This window comes from Pseudomonadota bacterium (genome assembly GCA_016195085.1).
Taxonomy (GTDB): Bacteria; Pseudomonadota; Alphaproteobacteria; order SHVZ01; family SHVZ01; genus JACQAG01.
In genome coordinates, this window is record JACQAG010000041.1 from 38,447 (window position 1) to 58,504 (window position 20,058).

Annotated in this window: 16 protein-coding genes; 10 read left to right on the forward strand and 6 right to left on the reverse strand. The window is 67.1% G+C overall.

Annotated elements, in window-relative coordinates; translation table 11 throughout:
- Positions 1–15: 15 nt before the first annotated feature.
- Together HY058_12770 and HY058_12775 are read right to left on the reverse strand one after the other, a co-directional pair.
- Positions 16–1,212 carry an ABC transporter substrate-binding protein gene (locus tag HY058_12770; protein ID MBI3498171.1) on the reverse strand — a complete coding sequence of 399 codons (1,197 nt, stop codon included), beginning with the start codon at positions 1,210–1,212 and terminating at the stop codon, positions 16–18.
- 41 nt (positions 1,213–1,253) lie between these two features.
- Positions 1,254–2,036: a class II aldolase/adducin family protein gene (locus HY058_12775; GenBank protein MBI3498172.1), complete on the reverse strand. Its 783-nt coding sequence runs from the start codon at positions 2,034–2,036 to the stop codon at positions 1,254–1,256.
- A gap of 125 nt (positions 2,037–2,161) precedes the next feature.
- Between HY058_12775 and HY058_12780 the strand changes: the two genes are divergently transcribed.
- A complete protein-coding gene (locus HY058_12780) occupies positions 2,162–3,154 on the forward strand; it encodes an ABC transporter substrate-binding protein (GenBank protein ID MBI3498173.1) in 993 nt (330 codons plus the stop codon).
- 35 nt (positions 3,155–3,189) lie between these two features.
- Positions 3,190–4,386: a mandelate racemase/muconate lactonizing enzyme family protein gene (locus HY058_12785; protein ID MBI3498174.1), complete on the forward strand. Its 1,197-nt coding sequence runs from the start codon at positions 3,190–3,192 to the stop codon at positions 4,384–4,386.
- Between the two features lie 224 nt (positions 4,387–4,610).
- Here the strand turns inward: HY058_12785 and HY058_12790 are convergent, their stop codons facing one another.
- Positions 4,611–6,278: a YHYH protein gene (locus HY058_12790; protein ID MBI3498175.1), complete on the reverse strand. Its 1,668-nt coding sequence runs from the start codon at positions 6,276–6,278 to the stop codon at positions 4,611–4,613.
- Between the two features lie 363 nt (positions 6,279–6,641).
- Between HY058_12790 and HY058_12795 the strand changes: the two genes are divergently transcribed.
- Genes HY058_12795 through HY058_12805 form a run of 3 tightly spaced genes read left to right on the forward strand, consistent with a single transcriptional unit; the run spans position 6,642 to position 9,607 of the window.
- Positions 6,642–7,001, forward strand: a complete 360-nt coding sequence (locus HY058_12795; GenBank protein ID MBI3498176.1) for a YkgJ family cysteine cluster protein — start codon at positions 6,642–6,644, stop codon at positions 6,999–7,001.
- A gap of 21 nt (positions 7,002–7,022) precedes the next feature.
- A complete protein-coding gene (locus tag HY058_12800) occupies positions 7,023–7,496 on the forward strand; it encodes a (2Fe-2S)-binding protein (GenBank protein MBI3498177.1) in 474 nt (157 codons plus the stop codon).
- Positions 7,493–9,607 carry a xanthine dehydrogenase family protein molybdopterin-binding subunit gene (locus HY058_12805; GenBank protein MBI3498178.1) on the forward strand — a complete coding sequence of 705 codons (2,115 nt, stop codon included), beginning with the start codon at positions 7,493–7,495 and terminating at the stop codon, positions 9,605–9,607. The genes HY058_12800 and HY058_12805 overlap by 4 nt, the downstream gene beginning before the upstream one ends.
- A 203-nt stretch (positions 9,608–9,810) precedes the next feature.
- Here the strand turns inward: HY058_12805 and HY058_12810 are convergent, their stop codons facing one another.
- Complete coding sequence (locus HY058_12810) at positions 9,811–11,082, reverse strand: CinA family nicotinamide mononucleotide deamidase-related protein (protein MBI3498179.1); 1,272 nt, start codon at positions 11,080–11,082, stop codon at positions 9,811–9,813.
- A 134-nt stretch (positions 11,083–11,216) separates the two neighbouring features.
- On the opposite strand from HY058_12810, the gene HY058_12815 reads away from it, so the two are divergent.
- From HY058_12815 to HY058_12835, 5 genes are all read left to right on the forward strand, one after another.
- Positions 11,217–12,230 carry a hydroxyacid dehydrogenase gene (locus HY058_12815; GenBank protein MBI3498180.1) on the forward strand — a complete coding sequence of 338 codons (1,014 nt, stop codon included), beginning with the start codon at positions 11,217–11,219 and terminating at the stop codon, positions 12,228–12,230.
- Positions 12,230–13,027, forward strand: coding sequence for a sugar phosphate isomerase/epimerase (locus tag HY058_12820; GenBank protein MBI3498181.1), 798 nt, complete (start codon positions 12,230–12,232; stop codon positions 13,025–13,027). The genes HY058_12815 and HY058_12820 overlap by 1 nt, the downstream gene beginning before the upstream one ends.
- Positions 13,024–14,856 carry a DUF2264 domain-containing protein gene (locus HY058_12825; GenBank protein MBI3498182.1) on the forward strand — a complete coding sequence of 611 codons (1,833 nt, stop codon included), beginning with the start codon at positions 13,024–13,026 and terminating at the stop codon, positions 14,854–14,856. Before HY058_12820 ends, HY058_12825 begins: the two co-directional genes overlap by 4 nt.
- Before the next feature lie 55 nt (positions 14,857–14,911).
- Complete coding sequence (locus HY058_12830) at positions 14,912–15,535, forward strand: glutathione S-transferase (protein MBI3498183.1); 624 nt, start codon at positions 14,912–14,914, stop codon at positions 15,533–15,535.
- Between the two features lie 246 nt (positions 15,536–15,781).
- Entirely contained in the window at positions 15,782–17,476 is a 1,695-nt protein-coding gene (locus HY058_12835) for a glutamine--tRNA ligase/YqeY domain fusion protein (protein ID MBI3498184.1), read from the forward strand.
- A gap of 177 nt (positions 17,477–17,653) precedes the next feature.
- Here the strand turns inward: HY058_12835 and HY058_12840 are convergent, their stop codons facing one another.
- Positions 17,654–19,066 (reverse strand): MmgE/PrpD family protein, encoded by a 1,413-nt coding sequence (locus tag HY058_12840; GenBank protein MBI3498185.1) that lies wholly within the window; start codon positions 19,064–19,066, stop codon positions 17,654–17,656.
- 6 nt (positions 19,067–19,072) lie between these two features.
- Entirely contained in the window at positions 19,073–19,807 is a 735-nt protein-coding gene (locus HY058_12845; GenBank protein ID MBI3498186.1) for a 3-oxoacyl-ACP reductase FabG, read from the reverse strand.
- Positions 19,808–20,058: the final 251 nt, after the last annotated feature.

Consider the following 20,058-nt stretch of genomic DNA (forward strand, 5'->3'; position numbering starts at 1 on the left):
GCCGGAGTGAGCGCCTCACTTCTGCAAGGGCGCGCCGGCGGGCTCGCTCACGGGGATCCAGTTCTGCTTCGCCGGATCCCAGAGGGTCACCACCGCGTCCTCGACGTCGAGCCCGCGCTGCGCCACGCGCTCGAAATCATAGACGCCGTTGATCCCGGCATAACCCTTGAGGTGCAGGAGATGGTCGCGAAGCTGCACCGCGGTTGCCGTCGGGCCGACCTTGCGCAAGGCGTCCACGATGATCATGGTCGGATCCCAACCATGGGCCGAGGCGACGTCCGGCTTGGTGTTGGCGCCGTTGAAGGCGGCATCGAATTTTTCCTGCGCGGCGATCTCGCCTGGCGAGCGCTTGACGGTGGAGCCGTGGGTCACCCACTTCGCCGCCGGAATAAAGAGCTGCTTCGGCAGGAAGGCGGCGTATTGGGTCATCTGCGCATGGGTCATGTTGCCGTCGGTGGTTCCGACCGGCACCTCGAGCCCGGCCTGGACGATGCCCTTGAAGATGGTGGCGATCGGCGCGCCGGTGCTCCAGGCGATGAAGGCTTGGGGCTGGGCTGCCTTGACGTTCTCGATCTGCGCCGAAACCGACACGTCGCCGGGATTGAAATGCTCGCGGGTAACGAGCTGCACGGCGCGGTTCTCCTCCAGCTTGGAGGCGATCTCGATGCCCTTTTCGGCATCCTGTCCGCTCGCATCCGTGCTGGTCATGATCGCGATCTTGGTCCAGCCGCGCATGCGGAAATAGCGGATGAGGGCACGGGCGAGATCGTGAGTGGAGACGCTGGAGGTGAACATGTAGCTGCCGTCATTCGGATGCACGCCGGGAGAGAGGCAGTATTGGACCGGGCCGTTCTGCATCAAGGGCGCCATGGCGTTGCACATCGCCACCAAGGAGGAGCCGATGACCACCGGCGGGCGCTTGGCGATCGCCTGGTTGGCGAGCTGGACGGCGGTCTGCGGGCTCGACTGATCGTCCTGGAAGACGAGCTTGAGCGGCCGGCCTTGAATGCCGCCGCCATCGTTCACCACCTTCTCCACGAGCTGCATGGAGAGCTGCTCGGATTTGCCGAGGAAGGAGGCGCCGCCGGTCAAGGGCAAGATGGCGGTGATTTCGAATGGATCGGCGGCGCGCAAGTCCGCCGGGGACAGCAGCAGCGCCGCACCGGCGCAAAGAACCGGAAATGCCAGGCGTAGACTCATCGGGACCTTCATCGTCGTTCTCCCTGTTGCAGCTCTTCGTTCGTGGGCCTCACTCAGCCGCTCGTTGCCTGGCGCCTCCACAGCTCCCAGGCGCGATTGATCTGGCCGTCATTGGCGGCAGCCGCCGCGGCCGCCTCCTCCGCGTTGAGGTAGGTGACCGGTCCCAGCCGGAGCGCCTCGCCCTGCAACTTGGCGTTCATTTCGGTGTAGACCGCGCGGAACACCGCTTGTCTCAGGCTGCCGCCGACCACGGTCGAGCCATGGCCGCGCATCAAGACGGCGGCATGGGAACCGAGGGATCGGGCAAGCGCGGCGCCGAGCGCTCGGTTGCGGATCAGCATGTCGCTCGCCGGCCCCGCCGCCTCGCGGATCTCGAAGATGGGAGTGCCGGTCCCGAGGAAGCCGCACATGTGGCAGACAGGGCGCAAGGGCACGCCGCTCACGATGCCGAAGGGGATGACCGCCGGCGAATGGCTATGCACCACCGCGACCACGTCCGGCCGCAGCCGATAGATCTCGCTGTGGATGAACCGCTCGAGATAGGCGGTGCGGCTCTCGGAGCCGATCGCCTCGCCGTCCAAACCGAATTCCATGATGTCGGTCTCGCTCACCAGGGCCGGCGCCATGCTGCGCGCCAAGAGGAAGCGCTCGCGGTCCCGGTCGTGGCGCACGCTCACATGGCCGAATCCGTCGACGACGCCTTGGCGAAAGAGGATATGGTTCGCCGCGACCAGATCCTCGACCAGCCCGGGGGCGACCGCGGCGACCGCGGGGGACGCAGAGCCGGGTGCGGGTCTGCCGGCTCTTAGCGGCTCGGTGTCTGGCCGGTCGGGCATTGTTTCGCCTTGCGAGGGTCCGGGACCCCTATAGTCGAGCGAGACTTGCCGGCAATGTACAGAATATTCTCAGTCTGGCTGATCTAACCTTCGCAGTCGGTCCCTTCCAAGGAAGCATTCAGGCCATGGCGAAACTCAACCTCTCCGTCGCCGTCGGCGACTACGACAGGACGCGCCCGCTCGTCGACGGCCGGGTGCAGATCGACGGCGTCGATCCCGTGTTCATGACCTTGACGCCGGAAGAGATCTTCTTTCGCGCCTTTCGCCATGCCGAGTTCGACATCTCGGAGCTGTCGCTGAGCTCGTTCACCGTCAGGACCGCGCGCGGGGACAATCCCTATATCGGCATTCCCGCCTTCCCGTCGCGCGCCTTCCGCCACACCGCCATTTGCGTGCGCAAGGACCGCGGCATCGACGCTCCCGCCGATCTTCGCGGCAAGCGCATCGGCACGCCCGAATACCAGCTGACCGCCTGCGTGTGGGCGCGCGCGCTGCTCGAGGAGGAGTACGGGGTGAAGGCCTCGGAGATCCACTGGGTCAGGGGCGGCCTCGAGCAGCCCGGCCGCGAGGAGAAGATCCAGATCACGCTCCCGCCGCACATCCGGATCGAGTCGGCGCCATCCGGCAAGACGCTTTCGGGCATGCTGGAGGCCGGCGAGATCGACGGCATCGTCGCCCCCCGGGCGCCTTCCTGCTTCGAGCGCGGCCATCCTGAAGTGGGCTGGCTCTTTCCCGATCCGACGGCGACGGCCACCGACTATTATCGGCGCACCGGCATCTTCCCGATCATGCATGTCCTGGGCGTGCGTCGGCAGTTGGCCGAGCGGCACCCCTGGCTCCCGGCAGCGCTCCTCAAGGCCTTCGAGCAGGCGAAGCTCACCGCGCTTTCGCATCTGACCGACACCTCGGCCACCAAGGTCACCTTGCCCTTCGTCGAAGAGCAGCTCCGCCGCGCACGTGAGCTGATGGGCAAAGATTTTTGGTCCTACGGCGTGCCGCGCAACCGCGTGGTGCTCGATGCCTTCCTCAAGCACCACCACGCCCAGGGCCTCTCGCCCCGGCGCGTGACCATCGAAGAGCTGTTCCATCCCGCCACGCTCGAAGCCCACAAGATCTAAGGCCCCACAAGATCCAAGCCAGGGAAGAGACACCCATGAGCAAGGCCGCGCCTTTGACGAAGCACTCGGCCGCCCACCCGCCGCTCGGGCCGATCAAGATCAGGGCCATCCGTTCCGTACCCCTGATCGGCGATACCCCGAAAGGCGGCTGGTCGGCGGAGATCAAGCCGGAGGAATCCATCCACGCGCTGATCGCCGTCCACACCGACGCCGGCATCACCGGCTTCGGCAGCGTCTATACCGATGGGCGGCTGGTGGCCGCCGGGCTCAAGGTGCTGGAGCGCCACGTTCTCGGCGAGGACGCGTTGCAGCCGGAACGCGTCACCGAAAAGCTCAATCAGAATTCCTTCTGGATGGGCCGCGGCGGCACGCTGACCCACGTCATCAGCGGCATCGACATCGCGCTCTGGGACATTCTGGGCAAGGCCACCGGGCTTTCGATCAGCCGGCTCCTGGGTGGGCGCCACCGGGAGCGGGTGCAGCCCTATTGCTCGCTCCTCATGGAGGAGCCGAAGGGGATGCACAAGCTCATCAGCGAATATCGCAAGAAGGGTTTCACCGCCTTCAAGATCGGTTGGGGGCCGTTCGGCCGCCGCGGCGACCCGAAGCTCGATCGCGCCATCGTCAAGGCGGCCCGCGATGCTGCCGGCGAGACCGCGAAGCTCTTCGTCGATCCCGGCGGCAGCGATGCCTATTGGCCGAACGGTCTGAAATGGGCGCTCCGCACCGCCGAAATGCTGCAGGAATTCGAGATCGGCTGGTTCGAGGAGGCGCTCAGGCCGGATGCCATCGATGATTTCTGCGAGCTCCGACGCCAGAGCCCGGTGCCGATCGCCGGCGGCGAGGTCTTGACCCGACGCCAGAGCTTCATCCCGTGGCTCGTTCGCGGCGCCTTCGACATCGTGCAGCCCGACGTGACCAAGGTCGGCGGCATCAGCGAGCAGCGGCGCATCGCCTGGATGGCCTACGATTTCGGCGTCAAATATATCGGCCATGGCTGGAACACCGCGCTCGGGCTCGCTGCCGATCTGCAGATGGCGACGGCCTTCCCCGAGACCGATCTGGTGGAGTTCATCGGCGGCAGCCCCTATCTCGATGGAATCACCGAGGAGCCGTTCAAGCTCGACCGCGAGGGCTACCTCACGATCCCGGACGAGCCCGGCCTCGGCGTCGCCCTCTCCCCAGGCAAGCTGAAGCGCTACACGGCGAATCCGGCGGCACTGTTCGGGTAACCGACGAAGGCCCCACCCTAACCCTCCCCCAGCCATGCTGGGGGAGGGAGCTAGAGGCGCGCCGACAGACCCCCTCCCCCATGCGCAGCGTGGGGGAGGGTTGGGGTGGGGGCTCCTGCCGCCATCTGCTGCACCTTACGGAATGGTGTAGCGCTGCAGGGAGATCTGCTTGCCGTTTGGCAGGGTGACGGTGGCATTCTGATCGGCGAGCGAGGTGGCCGGCCTCAGAAGAAGGTGAACCGCGTCAGCGCGATCTGCTTGCCGTTGGGCAAGGTCAGGGTCGCCGTAGTCGACGAGGTGAACTGGATCGTCGCTGATCCCTTGGTCGCGTATAGCGTGGTCGAGCCGGACGAACCGGTCACGGTCGGGCCGTTGACGTATTCATAGAGCGTGCCTGACCAGCTAGAGGTCGAGCTGCCGGTCTGGACGTTCTGCCCGGAGGTGTTGGCGTACCAGTTGCCCTGGCCAGAGGTGTAGGTCGAGCCATAGGCGTAGCCGACCATGAAGTAATTGGAATAGGTGGTGCCGCCGGAGGTGACGGTACCCTGGTTCTCGATGAACCAGCCGGTGCCGGAATAGCTGGACGACCACCACCAGCCGGTCTGCGGCGCCCAGCTCGGCGCCGACGACACGGTCGATCCCGAGATCGGGAAGCGCGTCAGGCTGTAAGTGGTGGCGCTGCCGCTCGTCGGCGTGATCGCCACCGTCGCCGTCGTGCTCGAGGTCACGGTGAGCGTGAAGGTGCCGGCGACCGAGCTCGAGGTGGGGCTGGTGGAGGCGACGCCAATGTTGCTGAGCGTGGTGCCGCCGGAATAGGCGGTGAGATCACCTGTACATGTGGTAGTCGTCAAGGTGCAGCTCACCACGTACCAGAGGTCGGCACCGGTCGAGTCGTAGGTGTAGATGCCGATAAACATGGAGGAGCCTTGCACCTCCATGCCGAAGCCGCGCCCGCTTGCCGTAGATGTGTACCAGAACCCCGTGTTGGGCGTGGTCAACAGCGTGGTGCCGGTGGCCACATTGGTCGAGCCGCGATAGCAGCCGATGAGGTACGGGAAGCTTTCATTCGCGTGATAATGATAGACGCTGCTCGTCGTGCCGGTGCTGTCGGTCACGCTGTGGGTGTGGCCGTGGCAGACGTCGAGGTCGGAGTTGGTGACCTTGGCGCCGCTGTTGCCCCACGGGCCATAGATGCCGTAGCCGTCGAAGATCCAGCCAATCTGGGTGGAATGCTGGGAGGCCGAGCCGTTGTCGGTGAGGCAGGGCGACAGGTGATGGTAGTGGATTTGTCCGGCGGAATCCGGATGGCCCTCGCAGGCGTCGAACATCTCCTCGATCAGCGGATCGTATCCGTCGGCGTCGAGCGGGTTGTAGAACACCTCCCCGCTGGTGCTGATGCCGATGGCACCCATGCCGACGCAGGTCGGGCTCGAGCTGTAGGTGGGCGAGGCCGGCGGCGCGAAGTATTGCCGGACGCTGGCGATCGAGTTGGGGTTCTTGTCGTAGGTGTAGGCCGAGTCGGATGAGGAGATCGGGAACGTGCCCGTGGTGTGGGAGGGCAGGCCATTGCCCGTGAGCAGGCGCTGCGCGCCGGAGACGACCGCCTTGTAATAGGAGGTCCAGCTTACCGTGCCGCTCACCACGGGCTTGCTCGCGTAGGAGAGCGTGCCGGTCGAGGAGTTGACCCAGGACGGCAGGGTTGTCCTGGTGGTGACCTTGCTGAAGGAGCAGGAATAGATCGTGTTCTGGGCGGCTGCGTTGGTCGCGCGGCCGTCGATGGCCGTCGAGACTGTGGTGCCCTGGTCGTGCCAGGAGCTCGCCGCCTTGGCTGAGACGTGGCCAAGCGCCAGCACCAAGGCGATCAGGATCGACGCAGCAAAGCCCTTCCGCATGAGGTCCCCCCAAACGTTCGATCATTGGACCGGCACGGCCCTGATTGGGTTGGAGTTCCACCCAATCCTCATTGCCGAAAGATAGCCGAAAATACCTTCTAAGGAAGCCAGCTCCTGTGACCGCCATCACAATCGACGATACGGGGGCTCCCTCGCTCGCAGGACTGGCGCCAAGGCGACGAGCCGCCAAGTTGCCGGGTGCAAGAAGGTCGTATGCGGCAGCTAATACTAAGGCCGTCGATCCCTAGCGGCACGGGCTCCGCATCATCGCGCTCGAGGCGTGGGCGCATCGCGCACGCTCCTGTGTTATAAGCATCACAGCCTGATTGGGCTGGATCACGGAGCGAGCCGAACAAGCCACAGATGGAAACACCACCACTCAGCTGCCAAAAATGCCCGGGCCTCTGCTGCAAGATGGCGGGCTATGTCGAAGTGAGCCGGCGCGACACGCAGCGACTGGCCAAATTCCTCGGCCTCACCAAGCGGGAGTTCGAGGAGAAGCACATCGTCAAGAAGATGCGGAACAGGGCGAAGCTGATCAAGACCTGGGACAAGACCTGCCAGTTCCTCACCGACGGTCGGCGCTGCAGCGTTTATGCCGCCAGGCCCACGCTCTGCCGGCAATACAATTGCTGGGAGGACGAGGACACCACCGTCTATGAATATGCGAGCTTCGTGCAGCTCTCGGTCAAGCGGTTGCGCAAGCTGGAGAAGGACGGCTAGCCGGCGCGGCTCTCTCGACGCATGGACATCGAGCTCACCATCAACGGAGAGAGACGGCGGTTGAGCGCGGCAGAGACGGCGCCGCTGTTGGACGTGCTCCGCAATCATCTGGATCTCAAGGGCGCGCGCTATGGCTGCGGCTTGGAGGAATGCGGGAGCTGCATGGTGCTCGTCGACGGCGCACCGGTCCATGCTTGCAGCCGGGAGGTGGGCTCCGTCGCCGGCAAGCGCATCACCACCGTCGAAGGCTTGGGCACGCTGGCCAAGCCCCACCCCTTGCAGCAGGCCTTCCTCGACGAGCAGGCAGGCCAATGCGGCTACTGCCTTTCGGGCATCCTGGTCTCGGCCAAGGCGCTCCTCGACCGCAATCCCGCCCCGAGCCGGACCGAGATCGCCCAAGCCCTCGACCGGCATCTCTGCCGCTGCGGGGCGCATCAGCGGATTCTCCGTGCGGTCGAGCGCGCCGCTTCCGTCCTGCGCGGGCATGCCCGATGACGGCGCCGAGCCTGCCGGCGAGCCTCATCGAAAATCCGGCGCTCGATCGCTGGATCCGCTTCCTCGCCGATCGCACCGTCAGGGTCGCCACCGGCAAGGTGGAGCTGGGGCAAGGCATCGTCACCGCCATTGCCCAGATCGCGGCCGAGGAGCTGGACGTGCCGGTTGACCGCATCCGCGTGCTCTCCGGCGACGGCGCCGAAGGGCCGGACGAGGTCTACACCACTGGCAGCCAATCCATTGAGGTTTCTGGCGCTTCGGTCAGGCTGGTCTGCGCCGAGGTGCGCCAGCGCGTTCTCGCTCGCCTGGCGCAGCGGCTGAACTGCGGACGCGACGAGCTCGCCGTCGCCGAAGGCCGCTTCTTCCATAATGGAACGCCCACGGGTCACGACTATTGGAGCTTCGCGCCCGAGGTCGATCTTGAGAGCAAGATCACCGGCAGGGCTGCCACCAAGCCGGTCGCCGCCTATCGCCTGGTGGGCACGAGCCTGCCGCGGCTCGACCTGCCGGCGAAGCTCGCCGGCGGCGCCTTCATCCACGACATGGTCCGCCCGGACATGCTGCACGCCCGGGTGCTGCGACAGCCCGCGCGCGGCGCCAGCCTAACGAGGCTCGACGAAGCCGCGATCTGCCGGGCTGCCGGCGGCGAGCTCACCATTCTGCGCCTGGGTGAGTTCGTGGCCTTCCTCGGTCCGGACGAGACGACTGTGCAGAGGGCGGCGATGGCGGCACCCGCGCATGCGGAGTGGTCGAATGCGCGCCGGCTGGATCCGGCATCGGCTGAGGCCGCCTGGCTCAAGAGCCAGATATCCAACGACCGGCTGGTGGGGGCGCCGGTGCCGGAGACGCCGCCCAACCGGCCCTTCGAAGCGACATATTCCAGGCCCTATGTCGCCCATGCCTCGTTGGCGCCGTCCTGCGCCTTGGCCGAGTTCCGCGACGGGCATCTGACGATCTGGTCGCATGGGCAGGGCATGCATCCCTTGCGGCGCAACGTTGCCGCCGCCCTCGGGCTGGCGCCGGATGCGGTCTCGGCATTTCACGTCCAAGGTGCGGGCTGCTACGGCCATAACGGCGCCGACGACGCGGCGCTCGATGCCGCTGTCATCGCGCGGGCAGTACCGAACCGCAGCATCCGCCTGCAATGGCGCCGCGAAGACGAGTTCGGCTTCGAGCCGTTGGGCTCGGCCATGCTGATCACGCTCAAGGCCGATCTCGACGAGAGCGGCCGGCCGCAGGACTGGACGACCGAGCTGTGGAGCGGCACCCACACCCAGCGCCCGGGCACCGGCGGCGGCAATCTCTTGGCGAGCGAGGCGCTCCCCAATCCGCCCCCCGAGCCGGTGCCGCAAGATCCGCCGGAGGCAAGCGGCGGCGGCGCCACCCGCAATGCGGTGCCGCTCTACGACATTCCCCGGCACCGCATCCTCCATCACCTGGTGTCGCGGCCGCCGGTGCGCACCTCGGCGCTGTGCGGGCTCGGCGCCCTGCCCAACATCTTCGCCATCGAAAGCTTCATCGACGAGCTGGCGCTCCGCTTGGGCGAGGACCCCGTCGCCTATCGGCTTTCGATTCTGTCGGAGCCGCGCGCCCGGCGCGTCATCGAGACCGTGGCCAGGCGCGCCGATTGGGCCGGGCGCGGGCCGGGAGGCAGCGGTGCCGGTCTCGGCATCGGCTTCGCCCGCTACAAGAACCGCTCTGCCTACGCCGCCGTTATCGCCCAGGTCGAGGTGGACGAGAGCGTCCGTCTCCAGCGCATCTGGTGTGCGGCCGATGCCGGCCTGGCGATCAACCCCGACGGAATCATGAACCAGCTCGAAGGCGGCATCCTGCAGGCGGCGAGCTGGACCTTGAAGGAGCAGGTGCGCCTGGATGAGGGCGGCATTGCGTCGATTTCCTGGGCCTCATACCCGATCCTCCGCTTCAGCGAGGTTCCTGAGCTCGTCATCGACCTGGTGGAGGCCTCCGAGCATCCGGCGCTCGGCGTCGGCGAATGCACAGTCGGACCCACCGCGGCCGCCATCGGCAATGCGGTGGCCCATGCGCTCGGCACCCGCATCCGCGACATGCCGCTCTCCCGCGAGCGCATCATGGCGGCGCTGCTGAAGTAGGAGCCGCGCGTTTCGTAGGCGCCGCACGCCCCCTCCCTAACCCTCCCCCACCTTCGGCGGGGGAGGGCACGCGAGGGCCGAACGAATTGTCTTTGACTCCCTCCCCCGCGCATAAGCGTGGGGGAGGGCAGGGGTGGGGGCATTCGCAGGTCGAAGGCGGAATCCGTTGGCCTGCTCGACGTGCGATACGGCCGAGAGCGGCCTCACACCTTCTCGAAGTCGATGCGCTCGTCGACCGGCAGGCCTTGCAGATAGCGCCTGAGGCAATCGAGACCCATCTCGATGGCGCCCATGCGCACCCAGTCGCGGCCGCCCAGAATGCGAGCCCGGCGCCAGGCGGCGTTCTTGGCGGTGGCGATCGCCAGGCAAATGGTGCCGCCGAACTCGAGCCGGTCGGCGCCTTCGTCGAGATCGACCAGGACCGCCAGCCCGTGGCTGGCCTTCGCCTGGGCGCGAACCGCGCCGGCGACGGCGACGGCCGTCTCGGTCGTGAGCGCGTTTGCCTGCAAGGCGCCATCGAGCCCGATGGCGGCGCCGAGCTCGCCGAGATCCCGGGCGACGATGCCGCGGCGAAAGATCGTCTCGGCGCCGGCGAGATGCGCGATGCGTCCGGCGATCTGGCCGCTGGTGAAGGTCTCGGCGACGGCGAGCGAGCTGCGTTCGGCCTTGAGTGCCGCCAGGATCACGCCCTCCAGGGTCTGGTCGTCCTCGGCCAGGATGAAATTGCCGAGACGCTTCCTCACCTCGTCTTGCACCGGCGCCAGCTTCAGCTGCACATCGTCCCTGTCGGTGCCGCGCACCGTGAGCTTGGTCTCGAGCTGGGGATAATGCGCGCGGAAGCCCAGCTTGACGCTGCCGTCGGGCACGATCTCCTCGACCCCGGCCAGCATGGTATCGACATGGGACTCGCCGAGGCCATAGGAATGGAACCGCTTGAGATGGATCGCGGTCTGCTTGCCGCTCCGCGCCAAGAGCCGGGGGAGGATCTGCTCCTCCAGCATGCGCTTCAGCTCTCTCGGCACGCCGGGGGTGAAGAAGAAGCGCGCCTTGCCGATATCGAGGGCAAAGCCGCAGGCGGTGCCGATGGGATTGTCCAGAACCTCCGCGCCCGCCGGCAGCATCGCCTGCTTCTTGTTGTTGGGCGGCATCACCCGGCTGCGGCGAAGGAAGTACTCCTCCATCTTGGTGAGCCATTCCTGGCTCAGCACCAGCTCGACGCCGGCGGCCCTGGCGGCGATCTCCTGGGAGAGATCGTCGACCGTGGGGCCGAGCCCGCCATTGACGATCACCGCCTGGGCGCGCTCGCCCGCCAGGCGGAAGGCCTCGAGGAGAGTCTCGCGATCGTCGCCGACGGTCGTTCCCCAGAACACCGACAGCCCGGCATCCTCCAGCCGCTGGCTCATAGAGCTGAAGTTGCTGTTGACGATCTTGCCGGTCAGCACCTCGTCGCCGGTGCAGATGATCTCGATGCGCATGCTCCACCCCTATCACGGGGAATCGCGAGGGCAAAGGCCCCAATGCATATTATGGCGCAGCGGCCTTGATCTGCGCATCCGCGTCTCGCATCCTGGCTCCTCATCGAAGGCATCGCCAGCACGGGACTTAGAGTATGACGCGAAAGCTTCGTTCGCTGATCGCCTTCAATCCCGGCAATCGTCCCGATCTCCTGAGCGACGGGCAGATCGAGGCCTTGGCTGGGATGACCGATCTGCTGCGCCGCGCACCGGTCCTCGACTGGAGAGATCCCGCCATCCAGCCATTGCTGCATCGCACGGAAATCCTGGTGACGGGATGGGGGGCGCCCAAAATCGATGCGGTGCTGCTGGACGCCATGCCGAAGCTCGGCCTCATCGCCCATCTCGCCGGCTCGGTCAAAGCCATGCTCGATCCCGCCATATGGCGGCGCGGCATCGCCGTCGTCAATGCGGTTGCCGGCAACGCCGTGCCGGTCGCGGAGTTCACGCTGGCCGCGATCCTCTTCGCCAACAAGCAGGTGTTCCGCCTCAACCGGGTCTATCGCGAGCGCCGCGCCATGGCCAAGCCTTGGAGCAAGCTGGCGCCGGGGCTGGGCAACTACCGCAAGGTGGTCGGCATCATCGGCGCCTCGCGGGTTGGCCGGCGTGTCATCGCGTTGCTGCGACCCTTCGATTTCACCGTCCTTCTCGCCGATCCCTATGTCGCGGCGGAGGACGCGCGCCAGCTCGGCGTCGAGCCCGTCCCGCTCGATGAGCTGCTGGCGCGTTCGGATGTGGTGAGCTTGCACGCCCCCTCGACTCCGGCAACGCGCACGCTGATCGATCGCCGCCATTTGGCGCTCATGCGCGACGGCACGGTCTTCATCAACACCGCCCGCGGTGCCTTGGTGGATCAGGACGCCTTGATCGAGGCGACGCGCTCCGGGCGTCTCGATGCGATCATCGATGTGACCGAGCCGGATGAGCTGCCGCCGGACTCGCCCCTCTACGACATACCCAATGTATTCCTGACGCCGCACATTGCCGGGGCCCAAGGCCGGGAGACCGAACGGATGGTCGAGCTCGTCTTCGCCGAGATCGAGCGCTATCTGCGGGGCAACGCGCTTCAGCATAGGGTCGAGGCGGTCGATCTGGAGCGTTTGGCATGATGAGCGCTACTCCTCTGGCGCTTGGCCTCTGCTCGGTCACCTTTCGCGGCCTCGCACCCGCCCAGGTGATCGAGCTGGCGGCGGCCAACGGCGTCGCCGGCATCGAGTGGGGATCGGACAAGCATGTTCCGCCCGGCGACCTCGAGGCCGCGCGCCAAGTGGCCAGGCGCTGCCGCGACCTGGGGATCCGGGTCTCATCGATCGGCTCCTATGTCGAGGCCGGCGCCACCACAGGTCAGCCCTTTGCCTCCGTTCTCGATCTCGCAGAAGCCATGGGCGCCCCCACGATCCGGGTCTGGGCCGGCAAGCGCGGCGTCGGCTCCGAGGCGGCGAGTGCCGGCGACCGCCAGGCCGTGGCCGACGCGCTCAAAGGGATGGCGAGCCGTGCCGCCGAGCGCGGCGTTGCGGTCGGCCTCGAGTTCCATCCGGGAACGCTTACCGACACTCTGTCGTCCACCCTCGACCTCCTCAGCGCGGTCGATCACCCCAACCTCACCACCTATTGGCAGCCGCGCCCGGGGATCGGGCGGGCGGAGGCGCTGGATGAGGTGGCGGCGCTCGACGGCAAGATCTCGCATTTCCATGTCTTCTCCTGGACGGCGGCGAAGGAACGGCTGCCCTTGATCGCCCACGAGGCATTCTGGCTGCCGGTGCTGCGTCGTGCCCTTGCCAACTCGCTTGGCGCGCCCATGCCGCGATATGCCATGCTGGAATTCGTCGCCAATGACGATCCCGCCGCCTTCCGTGCGGATGCGCGCACGCTCGCCGGCTGGATCGCATCGGTCACCGAGCGATGAGCCGAGATCTCGGCTTTCGGCCGCTCAGCGGCAACCCCTTCCGCAGCCGAGCGGATGTCGCTGCCGCGGTCGAGGCGCTCTTCCAGCCGCTGCGGTCCTGCTTCAGCCCGGGCCGCGCGCGGGTGCGGGTCGCCACCAGTGCTGCCCGCTTCGACGAGGCGGCGGCCGAGCTCGAAGGCTTCTCCCGGCCGCTCTGGGGTCTGGTGCCGCTCGCGGTCGGCGGCGGCACCAGCGATGCCTGGGAGCTCGTTTGCCAGGGACTCGCCAGCGGCAGCGATCCGAGCCATCCCGAATTCTGGGGTTGGACCGAGGAGCGCGACCAACGCATGGTCGAGATGGCGGCGATCGGCTTCGCGTTGGCCCTGGTGCCGGAGCTGGTCTGGGAGCCTTTGCCGTCCCGCGTGCGCGACAATCTCTTGCGCTGGCTCTCCGGCATCAACGAGCATGAGACCGTCGACAACAACTGGCGCTTCTTCCGCGTTTTGGTGAATCTCGGTTTGCAGCGCGTCGGCGGCCCCTGGCGTCGGGACCTGGTGGCCGATGCGTTGGCCAAGCTCGACCGTTTCTATCTGGGCGACGGCTGGTACCGCGACGGCGAGCGTTGCCAGCTCGACTACTACGTGGCCTTCGCCTTCCATTTCTACGGCCTCATCTATGCGCGCCTCGCGCAAGAGTGGGACCAGGAGCGAAGCGCCACCTACCGCGAGCGGGCTCGTCTTTTCGCCCGGGATTTTCGCCATTGGTTCGGCCGCGACGGTGCGGCCATCCCCTTCGGCCGCAGCTTGACCTACCGCTTCGCCCAGGGTGCGTTCTGGGGCGCGCTCGCCTTCGCCGATGTCGAAGCCCTCCCCTGGGGCGAGGTCAAGGGCCTCTATCTCCGCCATCTCCGCTGGTGGTCGGACAAGCCGATCGCCGATCGCAACGGCGCGCTCACCATCGGCTACAGCTATGCCAATCTCCTGATCTCGGAGGAGTACAACTCGCCGCAGTCGCCCTATTGGGCGATGAAGGCATTCCTGCCGCTCGCGGTCGCCGGCGAGCATCCGTTCTGGCGGGCCGAAGAGACGTCGTCGATGCTGCCGTCGCTCTCGGTGCAAAAGCATGCCGGGCTTGTCCTGCAAGAGGATGAGACCCACGCGGTGATGCTGTCGTCCGGTCAGACGAACCGGCTCGCCCGGCAGGGCACGGCGAAATATGCGAAGTTCGCCTATTCCTCGCGCTTCGGCTTCAGCGTCGAGAGCGGTTGGGGCGGGATCGATCACGGCTGCTACGACAGCATGCTTGCCGTCGCCCTCGCCGATGTCCCCGATCAGTATCGGGTTCGCGAAATCGCCGAGGAGACCGCGCAGTCAGGTGGTTGGCTCTATTCCCGCTGGAAGCCCTGGGCCGAGGTCGAGGTCGAGACTTGGCTCGTCCCCGTCGATCTGCCGTGGCTCCTGCGCATCCACCGATTGCGCAGCGAGCGGGCGATCCTGACCAAAGAGGGCGGGTTCGCCGCCGATCGCACCGGATCGACCCATGCCGATCGGGAGTTCTTGTCGCCGACCGAAGTGCAGGAGATCCGCATCGATGCCGCCGGCGGCATCCTCGGCATCCGCGACCTCGCGCTTGCCGGCCGCGCACCCGGGCGCCTTGCGGCGACGGCCCGGCCCTTGCCGAACACCAATCTCATCAGCTCCCGCACCATCATGCCGATGCTGCTGGGTCGCCATGCGTCTGGCCGTCATCTCATGGCAACGGCGGTGTTCGCAACCCACGGCAAGGATACCGCCGATCGTCTTTGGCCGAAGCCGCCGGTCGTACCGCAAGGTCCGTGGTTCGACGATTGAACCATGCCGCGCGCCCTGTTCGCACCGGGAGCGCAACTCGCGTAGGATGCGGGGCATGATCCTGGTCGGTCAGTACGACTCTCCCTATGTGCGCCGGGTGGCGGTGTCGCTGCGCGTGCTGGGCTATGCCTATGTGCACGACAAAAGCTCGGTCTTCGCCGATTTCGACGCGATGCGCCGGATCAACCCCTTGGGCCGCGTTCCTTCGCTCATTCTCGAAGGTGCGACGGTGTTGATCGACTCGGCTGCGATCCTGGACTGGCTCGATCAGTCCGTCGGACCCGCAAAGGCGCTCATCCCGCAGGGCGGCGAGGCGCGGCGGCGGGCGCTCGGCTTCATCGCGCTGGCGACCGGCGCCATCGACAAGATCGGCGCCGAGGCCTATGAGCGCCTCATCCGTCCGTCCGCCTATCGCTGGCCCGAATGGATCCAGCGCTGCCGGACCCAGGGCCAAGGCGCGCTCGACGCGCTGGAGCGCGAGGTCTGGCCGGAGTCTGCGGGGCTCGACCAGGCGCAAATCACCACGGTCTGCATGATCCGCTATGTGCGGATGGCCGACCCCGAGCTCATGCCGGAGGGACGCTATCCAGGCCTGGACGCGCTCTCCCGGCGCCTGGAGGCGAAGCCGGAATTCCAGGCGACATACCCAGCCGACTACGTCGTGCCGCGGGGGGAGTGACCGGCCTCCGAATACCGCATCCGGCAGAACGGGAACAATGCCCCCACCCCGACCCTCCCCCACGCTCCGCATGGGGGAGGGAGTAGGCGGCATACCTGCTCCCTCCCCTGCCGCTTCAGGCGGGGGAGGGTGAGGGTGGGGGCACTCGGAAGGGCAGGTGAGGCCTTGGCACATCTGCGCCGATTTGGCACATAGACGGCGCCTTTTGCATCGGCGATAGGCCGAAGCGGCATGGAGCATCGGAGCATGGCGGCGAGCGAGGCGGCGAGTGCGGATACGGCGCGGGACTTCCTCCGCGACCTCGTCGAGGCAGACGTCGCTGCCGGCCGTGCCCAGGAGGTGGTGACCCGCTTCCCGCCGGAGCCCAACGGCTATCTCCATATCGGGCATGCAAAATCGATCTGCCTCAATTTCGGCATCGCCCGGGAATTCCGCGGCCGCTGCCATCTGCGCTTCGACGACACCAATCCGACCAAGGAAGAGCAGGAGTACATCGACGCCATCATGGCCGATGTGCGCTGGCTCGGCTTCGACTGGGGCACGCATCTCCACCATGCCTCCGACTATTTCGAGCAGCTCTACGGCTGGGCGGCGCATCTGATCGGCGCCGGCAAGGCCTATGTCGACGATCTCCCGGTGGAAGAGATGCGCGCCATGCGCGGCTCCTTGACCGAGCCCGGCCGCGACAGTCCTTACCGGGAACGATCGGCGGCGGAGAATCTCGATCTCTTCCGGCGCATGCGCGCCGGCGAGTTCCCGAACGGCGCACGGGTGCTCCGCGCCAAGATCGATATGGCCGCCGGCAACATGAACCTGCGCGACCCCGTGCTCTACCGCATCCTGCACGCGCGCCATCCGCGCACCGGCACCAGCTGGTGCATCTATCCCACCTACGATTTCGCCCATGGCCAGTCGGATGCGATCGAAGGGATCACGCACTCGCTCTGCACCTTGGAATTCGAGGATCACCGGCCGCTCTATGATTGGCTCCTCGACAACCTCCCGGCGCCGTCGCGGCCGCGGCAATATGAGTTCGCGCGCCTCAACCTCACCTACACGGTCCTCTCCAAGCGGGCGTTGACCGAGCTGGTGCGGGCGGGGCACGTCGAGGGCTGGGACGATCCGAGGATGCCGACCTTGGCGGGCTTGCGCCGCCGCGGCGTGCCGCCGGCCGCCATCCGCGATTTCGTTCGCCGCGTCGGCGTGGCGCGGGCGAACAGCGTCGTCGACATCGCCATGTTCGAGAACTCGATCCGCGAGCTGTTGAACAAGACGGCCTTGCGGCGGATGGCGGTGCTGAGACCGCTCAAGATCGTGCTCGAGAACTATCCCGAAGGTGCCACCGAGGAGCTGCGCGCGGTCAATCATCCCGATGATCCCGGCGCCGGCACCCGGCCGATCCCCTTCGGCCGCGAGATCTATATCGAGCGCGACGACTTCATGGAGAGCCCGCCGAAGAAGTTCTTTCGCCTGGCGCCCGGCCGCGAGGTCAGGCTCCGCTATGCCTATCTCATCACCTGCCAGAGGGTGGTGAAGGACGCCGCCGGCGAGGTCATGGAATTGCGCTGCACCTACGATCCGGCCACCCGCGGCGGCGATACCCCCGACGGGCGGAAGGTGCAGGCGACCCTGCACTGGGTGGCAGCGGCGAGCGCCGCACCGGCCGAGATCCGGCTCTATGAGCCGCTCTTCCGGCGGCCGGACCCGGGTGCGGCGGGCGACCTTGCTGCCGATCTCAATCCCCAGTCCCTTGAAGTGCTGCAAGGAGCCGTGGTCGAGCCCGGGCTCGCCGCCAGCAATGCCCCCGACCCGGTGCAGTTCGAGCGCCAGGGCTACTTCTACCCCGATCGAGACTCCGCACCCGGCCGCCTCGTCTTCAACCGCACCGTCGGCCTCCGCGACAGCTACGCCAAAGCGCAGGCTGCGCCGCGCCAAAGATAGGAATTCACCACGGAGGCACGGAGGACACAGAGTGAAGAAGTCATAGCCGCGCTTTGCGCGGAGAACAATTCACTCGGCGCCCTCTGCGCTCCTCAGCGCCCTCAGCGGTCAACCGTCCTCGTCTCCGTGCTCTCGTCGGGCCGGTCTTCGCGGCCCCGACCTCCGTGGTGAATTCCTTCAGCCCCTGAGCGGCGAGAGATCCACCGTGGCGGCGGTGAACAGGCCGCGCACGAAGCCATGAGCTGCCTTGGCTTGTCCTTCGGTCCAGCCGCCGAAGGCGGCATTGGCGAAGAACTTGGCCTCGATCTGGGCCCGGTCCAGCCGCTCATGGGCGCCGCCGCGGAGATGCGCCTGGCGCTCCTCGAGGATGCGTCCGTCGCGGAGCCGGACGCGGACGTGCCCCGTATAGTCGTTGGGGTAGGGGTTGTCGGGATCGATCACGTAGCCGACCTTGCCGGCAAGCGTGCGCAGGCGCTCGTCCGCGACCGCGGCTTCGGTGAAGGCGGCAAGTCCGGCATCGCCGGTCACCAGAGCGAGCGCCACGCAGAAGGGCGTGGAGAATTTCGCCGCATAGGCATTGGGGGGAGATTGCTTTGATGCGAGCGGCTCCCACAGCCGATGCACCGTACCTTCGGCCACCTCGCAGACGATCGAGGCTACATCCTCGGCCTTGACGCCGCGCTTGGCGAGCCTCGCCGCGCAGTCGATGTAGGGATGGGTCATGGTGCCGCAGGCATAGGGCTTGAAGGCGATGGTCGCTGCATGCCAATGCCGGCCGAAGCCGTCGAGGAGCTTCGAATAGTCACCCTCGCGCGTGTGCGCGAAGCCGTTGAAGAGCCCGTGGGTGCCTTCGAATACGCTGGCGGGCCCACGAAAGCCGGAAGCGGCCATGAGCGCCGCGCGCAAGCCCGCCTGTGCCGCCCAGCCGGGATGCATGCGCTTGGTCCAGCTACCGTCGGCGAGATATTCGATGATCCCGCTGGCCATGCTGCCGGCGATGCCGAGCGCGTTGACGATGCCGGCGCGATCGAGGTCCATCGCCGCCGCCACCCCGGAAGCGGCCCCCATCGCGCCAAACACGCTGGTCGGATGAAAGCCGGCCTTGTGCACGCGTTTGGGTGCCACCAGGCTCAACCGGCAGATGGTTTCGAGGCCGACCGCGAGGCCTTTCAGCACCGCCGGTCCATCGAGGCCAAGCCGCTCGGCCGCGGCGAACACCGCTGGCACCGCGACCACGCCTGCATGCACCGGTCCGCCTTCGAAGGTGTCGTCGAAATCCTCGCCATGGGCGGCGGTGCCGTTGACCAAGGCGGCGCCCGCGGCATCCAGGCGCTGAGATTGGCCGATGGCGGTCGCGGACCCGCCCTCGGGGGAGAGCGCCGTCAACAGGGCTCGGACATAGTCGGTCTGCCGCGCCGCCAGGCAGAGGCCGACGATGTCGAGCACGAGATCTTCGATGACCTCCCGCAAGCCCGCCGGCAGGGCCCCCGGCCGGAGCGCGACGATGCGCTCCGCCAACGCCGCGGCGATGGTGATGCCATCGCCGGCGCCGGACGCTGCGGCTGGGTCCTTGGCTGGCACTCTGTCCATGTCCCCTCAGCTCATATACATGCCGCCATTGACCTGGATGGTCTGGCCGGTGATGAACCGCGCCGTCGGCCCGGCAAGGTAGCGCACGGCGCCGGCGATCTCTTCCGGGCGCCCGAGCCGGCCGAGGGGCGCTTTGCGTGTCGCGTGATGGCCCGGCTCAACCTGCCTCACCGTATCGACCATGCCCGGAGCCACGCAATTGACGGTGATGCCGGCATCCGCCAGGTCATGGGCGAGCGCCCGGGTCAGGCCGACGAGGCCCGCCTTGGCGCTCACCACATGCACCCGGTCCTTGGCCCCGGTATGCGCGGTCAAGCCGCCGATGTTGACGATGCTGGCGCGGTCGCTCCGGCGGAGATGCGGCAGGCAGGCCTTGGCGCAGAGAAAGGCGCCGTCGAGGATGACGGCGAGGATGCCGCGCCAGGCCTGGAAGTCGATCTCCTCCAGCTTTGCCTCGGTGCGGACGGCTGCGTTGTTGACGAGGATGTCGATCCGCCCGAAGCGCTCTATGGCGGCAACGACCATCCGGGCCACCTCCGCCTCCTGGGTCACGTCCGCCAGCACCGCCATCGCTTGGCCGCCCAGGGAAGCGATCTCGCCCGCGACCCGCTCGGCATCGGCAGCCGCGGTCCTGGCGTTGACGATGATGGAAGCTCCGGCGGCGGCGAGCTCGAGCGCGATCGCGCGACCGATATTGCGCGAGGCCCCGGTCACCAGCGCCACCCGCCCCTCCAGCTCCATGGACTTCTCCCGCGTGTTGCCACCGCAATTCTCGGCCGTCATGCGCGGGCTTGACCCGCGCATCCACGTTGTGCTGCCGCAGGATGGAAGACGTGGATGCCCGGATCAAGTCCACGGCTGTCCGGTTTAGATTCAGATGCATTGAAGGGTCAATTGGGAGTTATTGAGACTTGGCCCTGGCAGTGGGTTGAGCAGGTGGGCAATTGGCTTTCGATGCATGAGGTTGACGCGGACCAACCTGGCGAAGGCGA

Bases quoted from the DNA above. Each gene is read 5' to 3' on its own strand.
- HY058_12775 (MBI3498172.1), bottom strand. From the start codon at position 2,036: ATGCCCGACCGGCCAGACACCGAGCCGCTAAGAGCCGGCAGACCCGCA.
- HY058_12840 (MBI3498185.1), bottom strand. From the start codon at position 19,066: ATGGACAGAGTGCCAGCCAAGGACCCAGCCGCAGCGTCCGGCGCCGGC.
- HY058_12795 (MBI3498176.1), top strand. From the start codon at position 6,642: ATGGAAACACCACCACTCAGCTGCCAAAAATGCCCGGGCCTCTGCTGC.
- HY058_12805 (MBI3498178.1), top strand. From the start codon at position 7,493: ATGACGGCGCCGAGCCTGCCGGCGAGCCTCATCGAAAATCCGGCGCTC.
- HY058_12780 (MBI3498173.1), top strand. From the start codon at position 2,162: ATGGCGAAACTCAACCTCTCCGTCGCCGTCGGCGACTACGACAGGACG.
- HY058_12815 (MBI3498180.1), top strand. From the start codon at position 11,217: ATGACGCGAAAGCTTCGTTCGCTGATCGCCTTCAATCCCGGCAATCGT.
- HY058_12835 (MBI3498184.1), top strand. From the start codon at position 15,782: ATGGCGGCGAGCGAGGCGGCGAGTGCGGATACGGCGCGGGACTTCCTC.
- HY058_12800 (MBI3498177.1), top strand. From the start codon at position 7,023: ATGGACATCGAGCTCACCATCAACGGAGAGAGACGGCGGTTGAGCGCG.
- HY058_12770 (MBI3498171.1), bottom strand. From the start codon at position 1,212: ATGAAGGTCCCGATGAGTCTACGCCTGGCATTTCCGGTTCTTTGCGCC.
- HY058_12845 (MBI3498186.1), bottom strand. From the start codon at position 19,807: ATGGAGCTGGAGGGGCGGGTGGCGCTGGTGACCGGGGCCTCGCGCAAT.
- HY058_12785 (MBI3498174.1), top strand. From the start codon at position 3,190: ATGAGCAAGGCCGCGCCTTTGACGAAGCACTCGGCCGCCCACCCGCCG.
- HY058_12820 (MBI3498181.1), top strand. From the start codon at position 12,230: ATGAGCGCTACTCCTCTGGCGCTTGGCCTCTGCTCGGTCACCTTTCGC.
- HY058_12790 (MBI3498175.1), bottom strand. From the start codon at position 6,278: ATGCGGAAGGGCTTTGCTGCGTCGATCCTGATCGCCTTGGTGCTGGCG.
- HY058_12830 (MBI3498183.1), top strand. From the start codon at position 14,912: ATGATCCTGGTCGGTCAGTACGACTCTCCCTATGTGCGCCGGGTGGCG.
- HY058_12825 (MBI3498182.1), top strand. From the start codon at position 13,024: ATGAGCCGAGATCTCGGCTTTCGGCCGCTCAGCGGCAACCCCTTCCGC.
- HY058_12810 (MBI3498179.1), bottom strand. From the start codon at position 11,082: ATGCGCATCGAGATCATCTGCACCGGCGACGAGGTGCTGACCGGCAAG.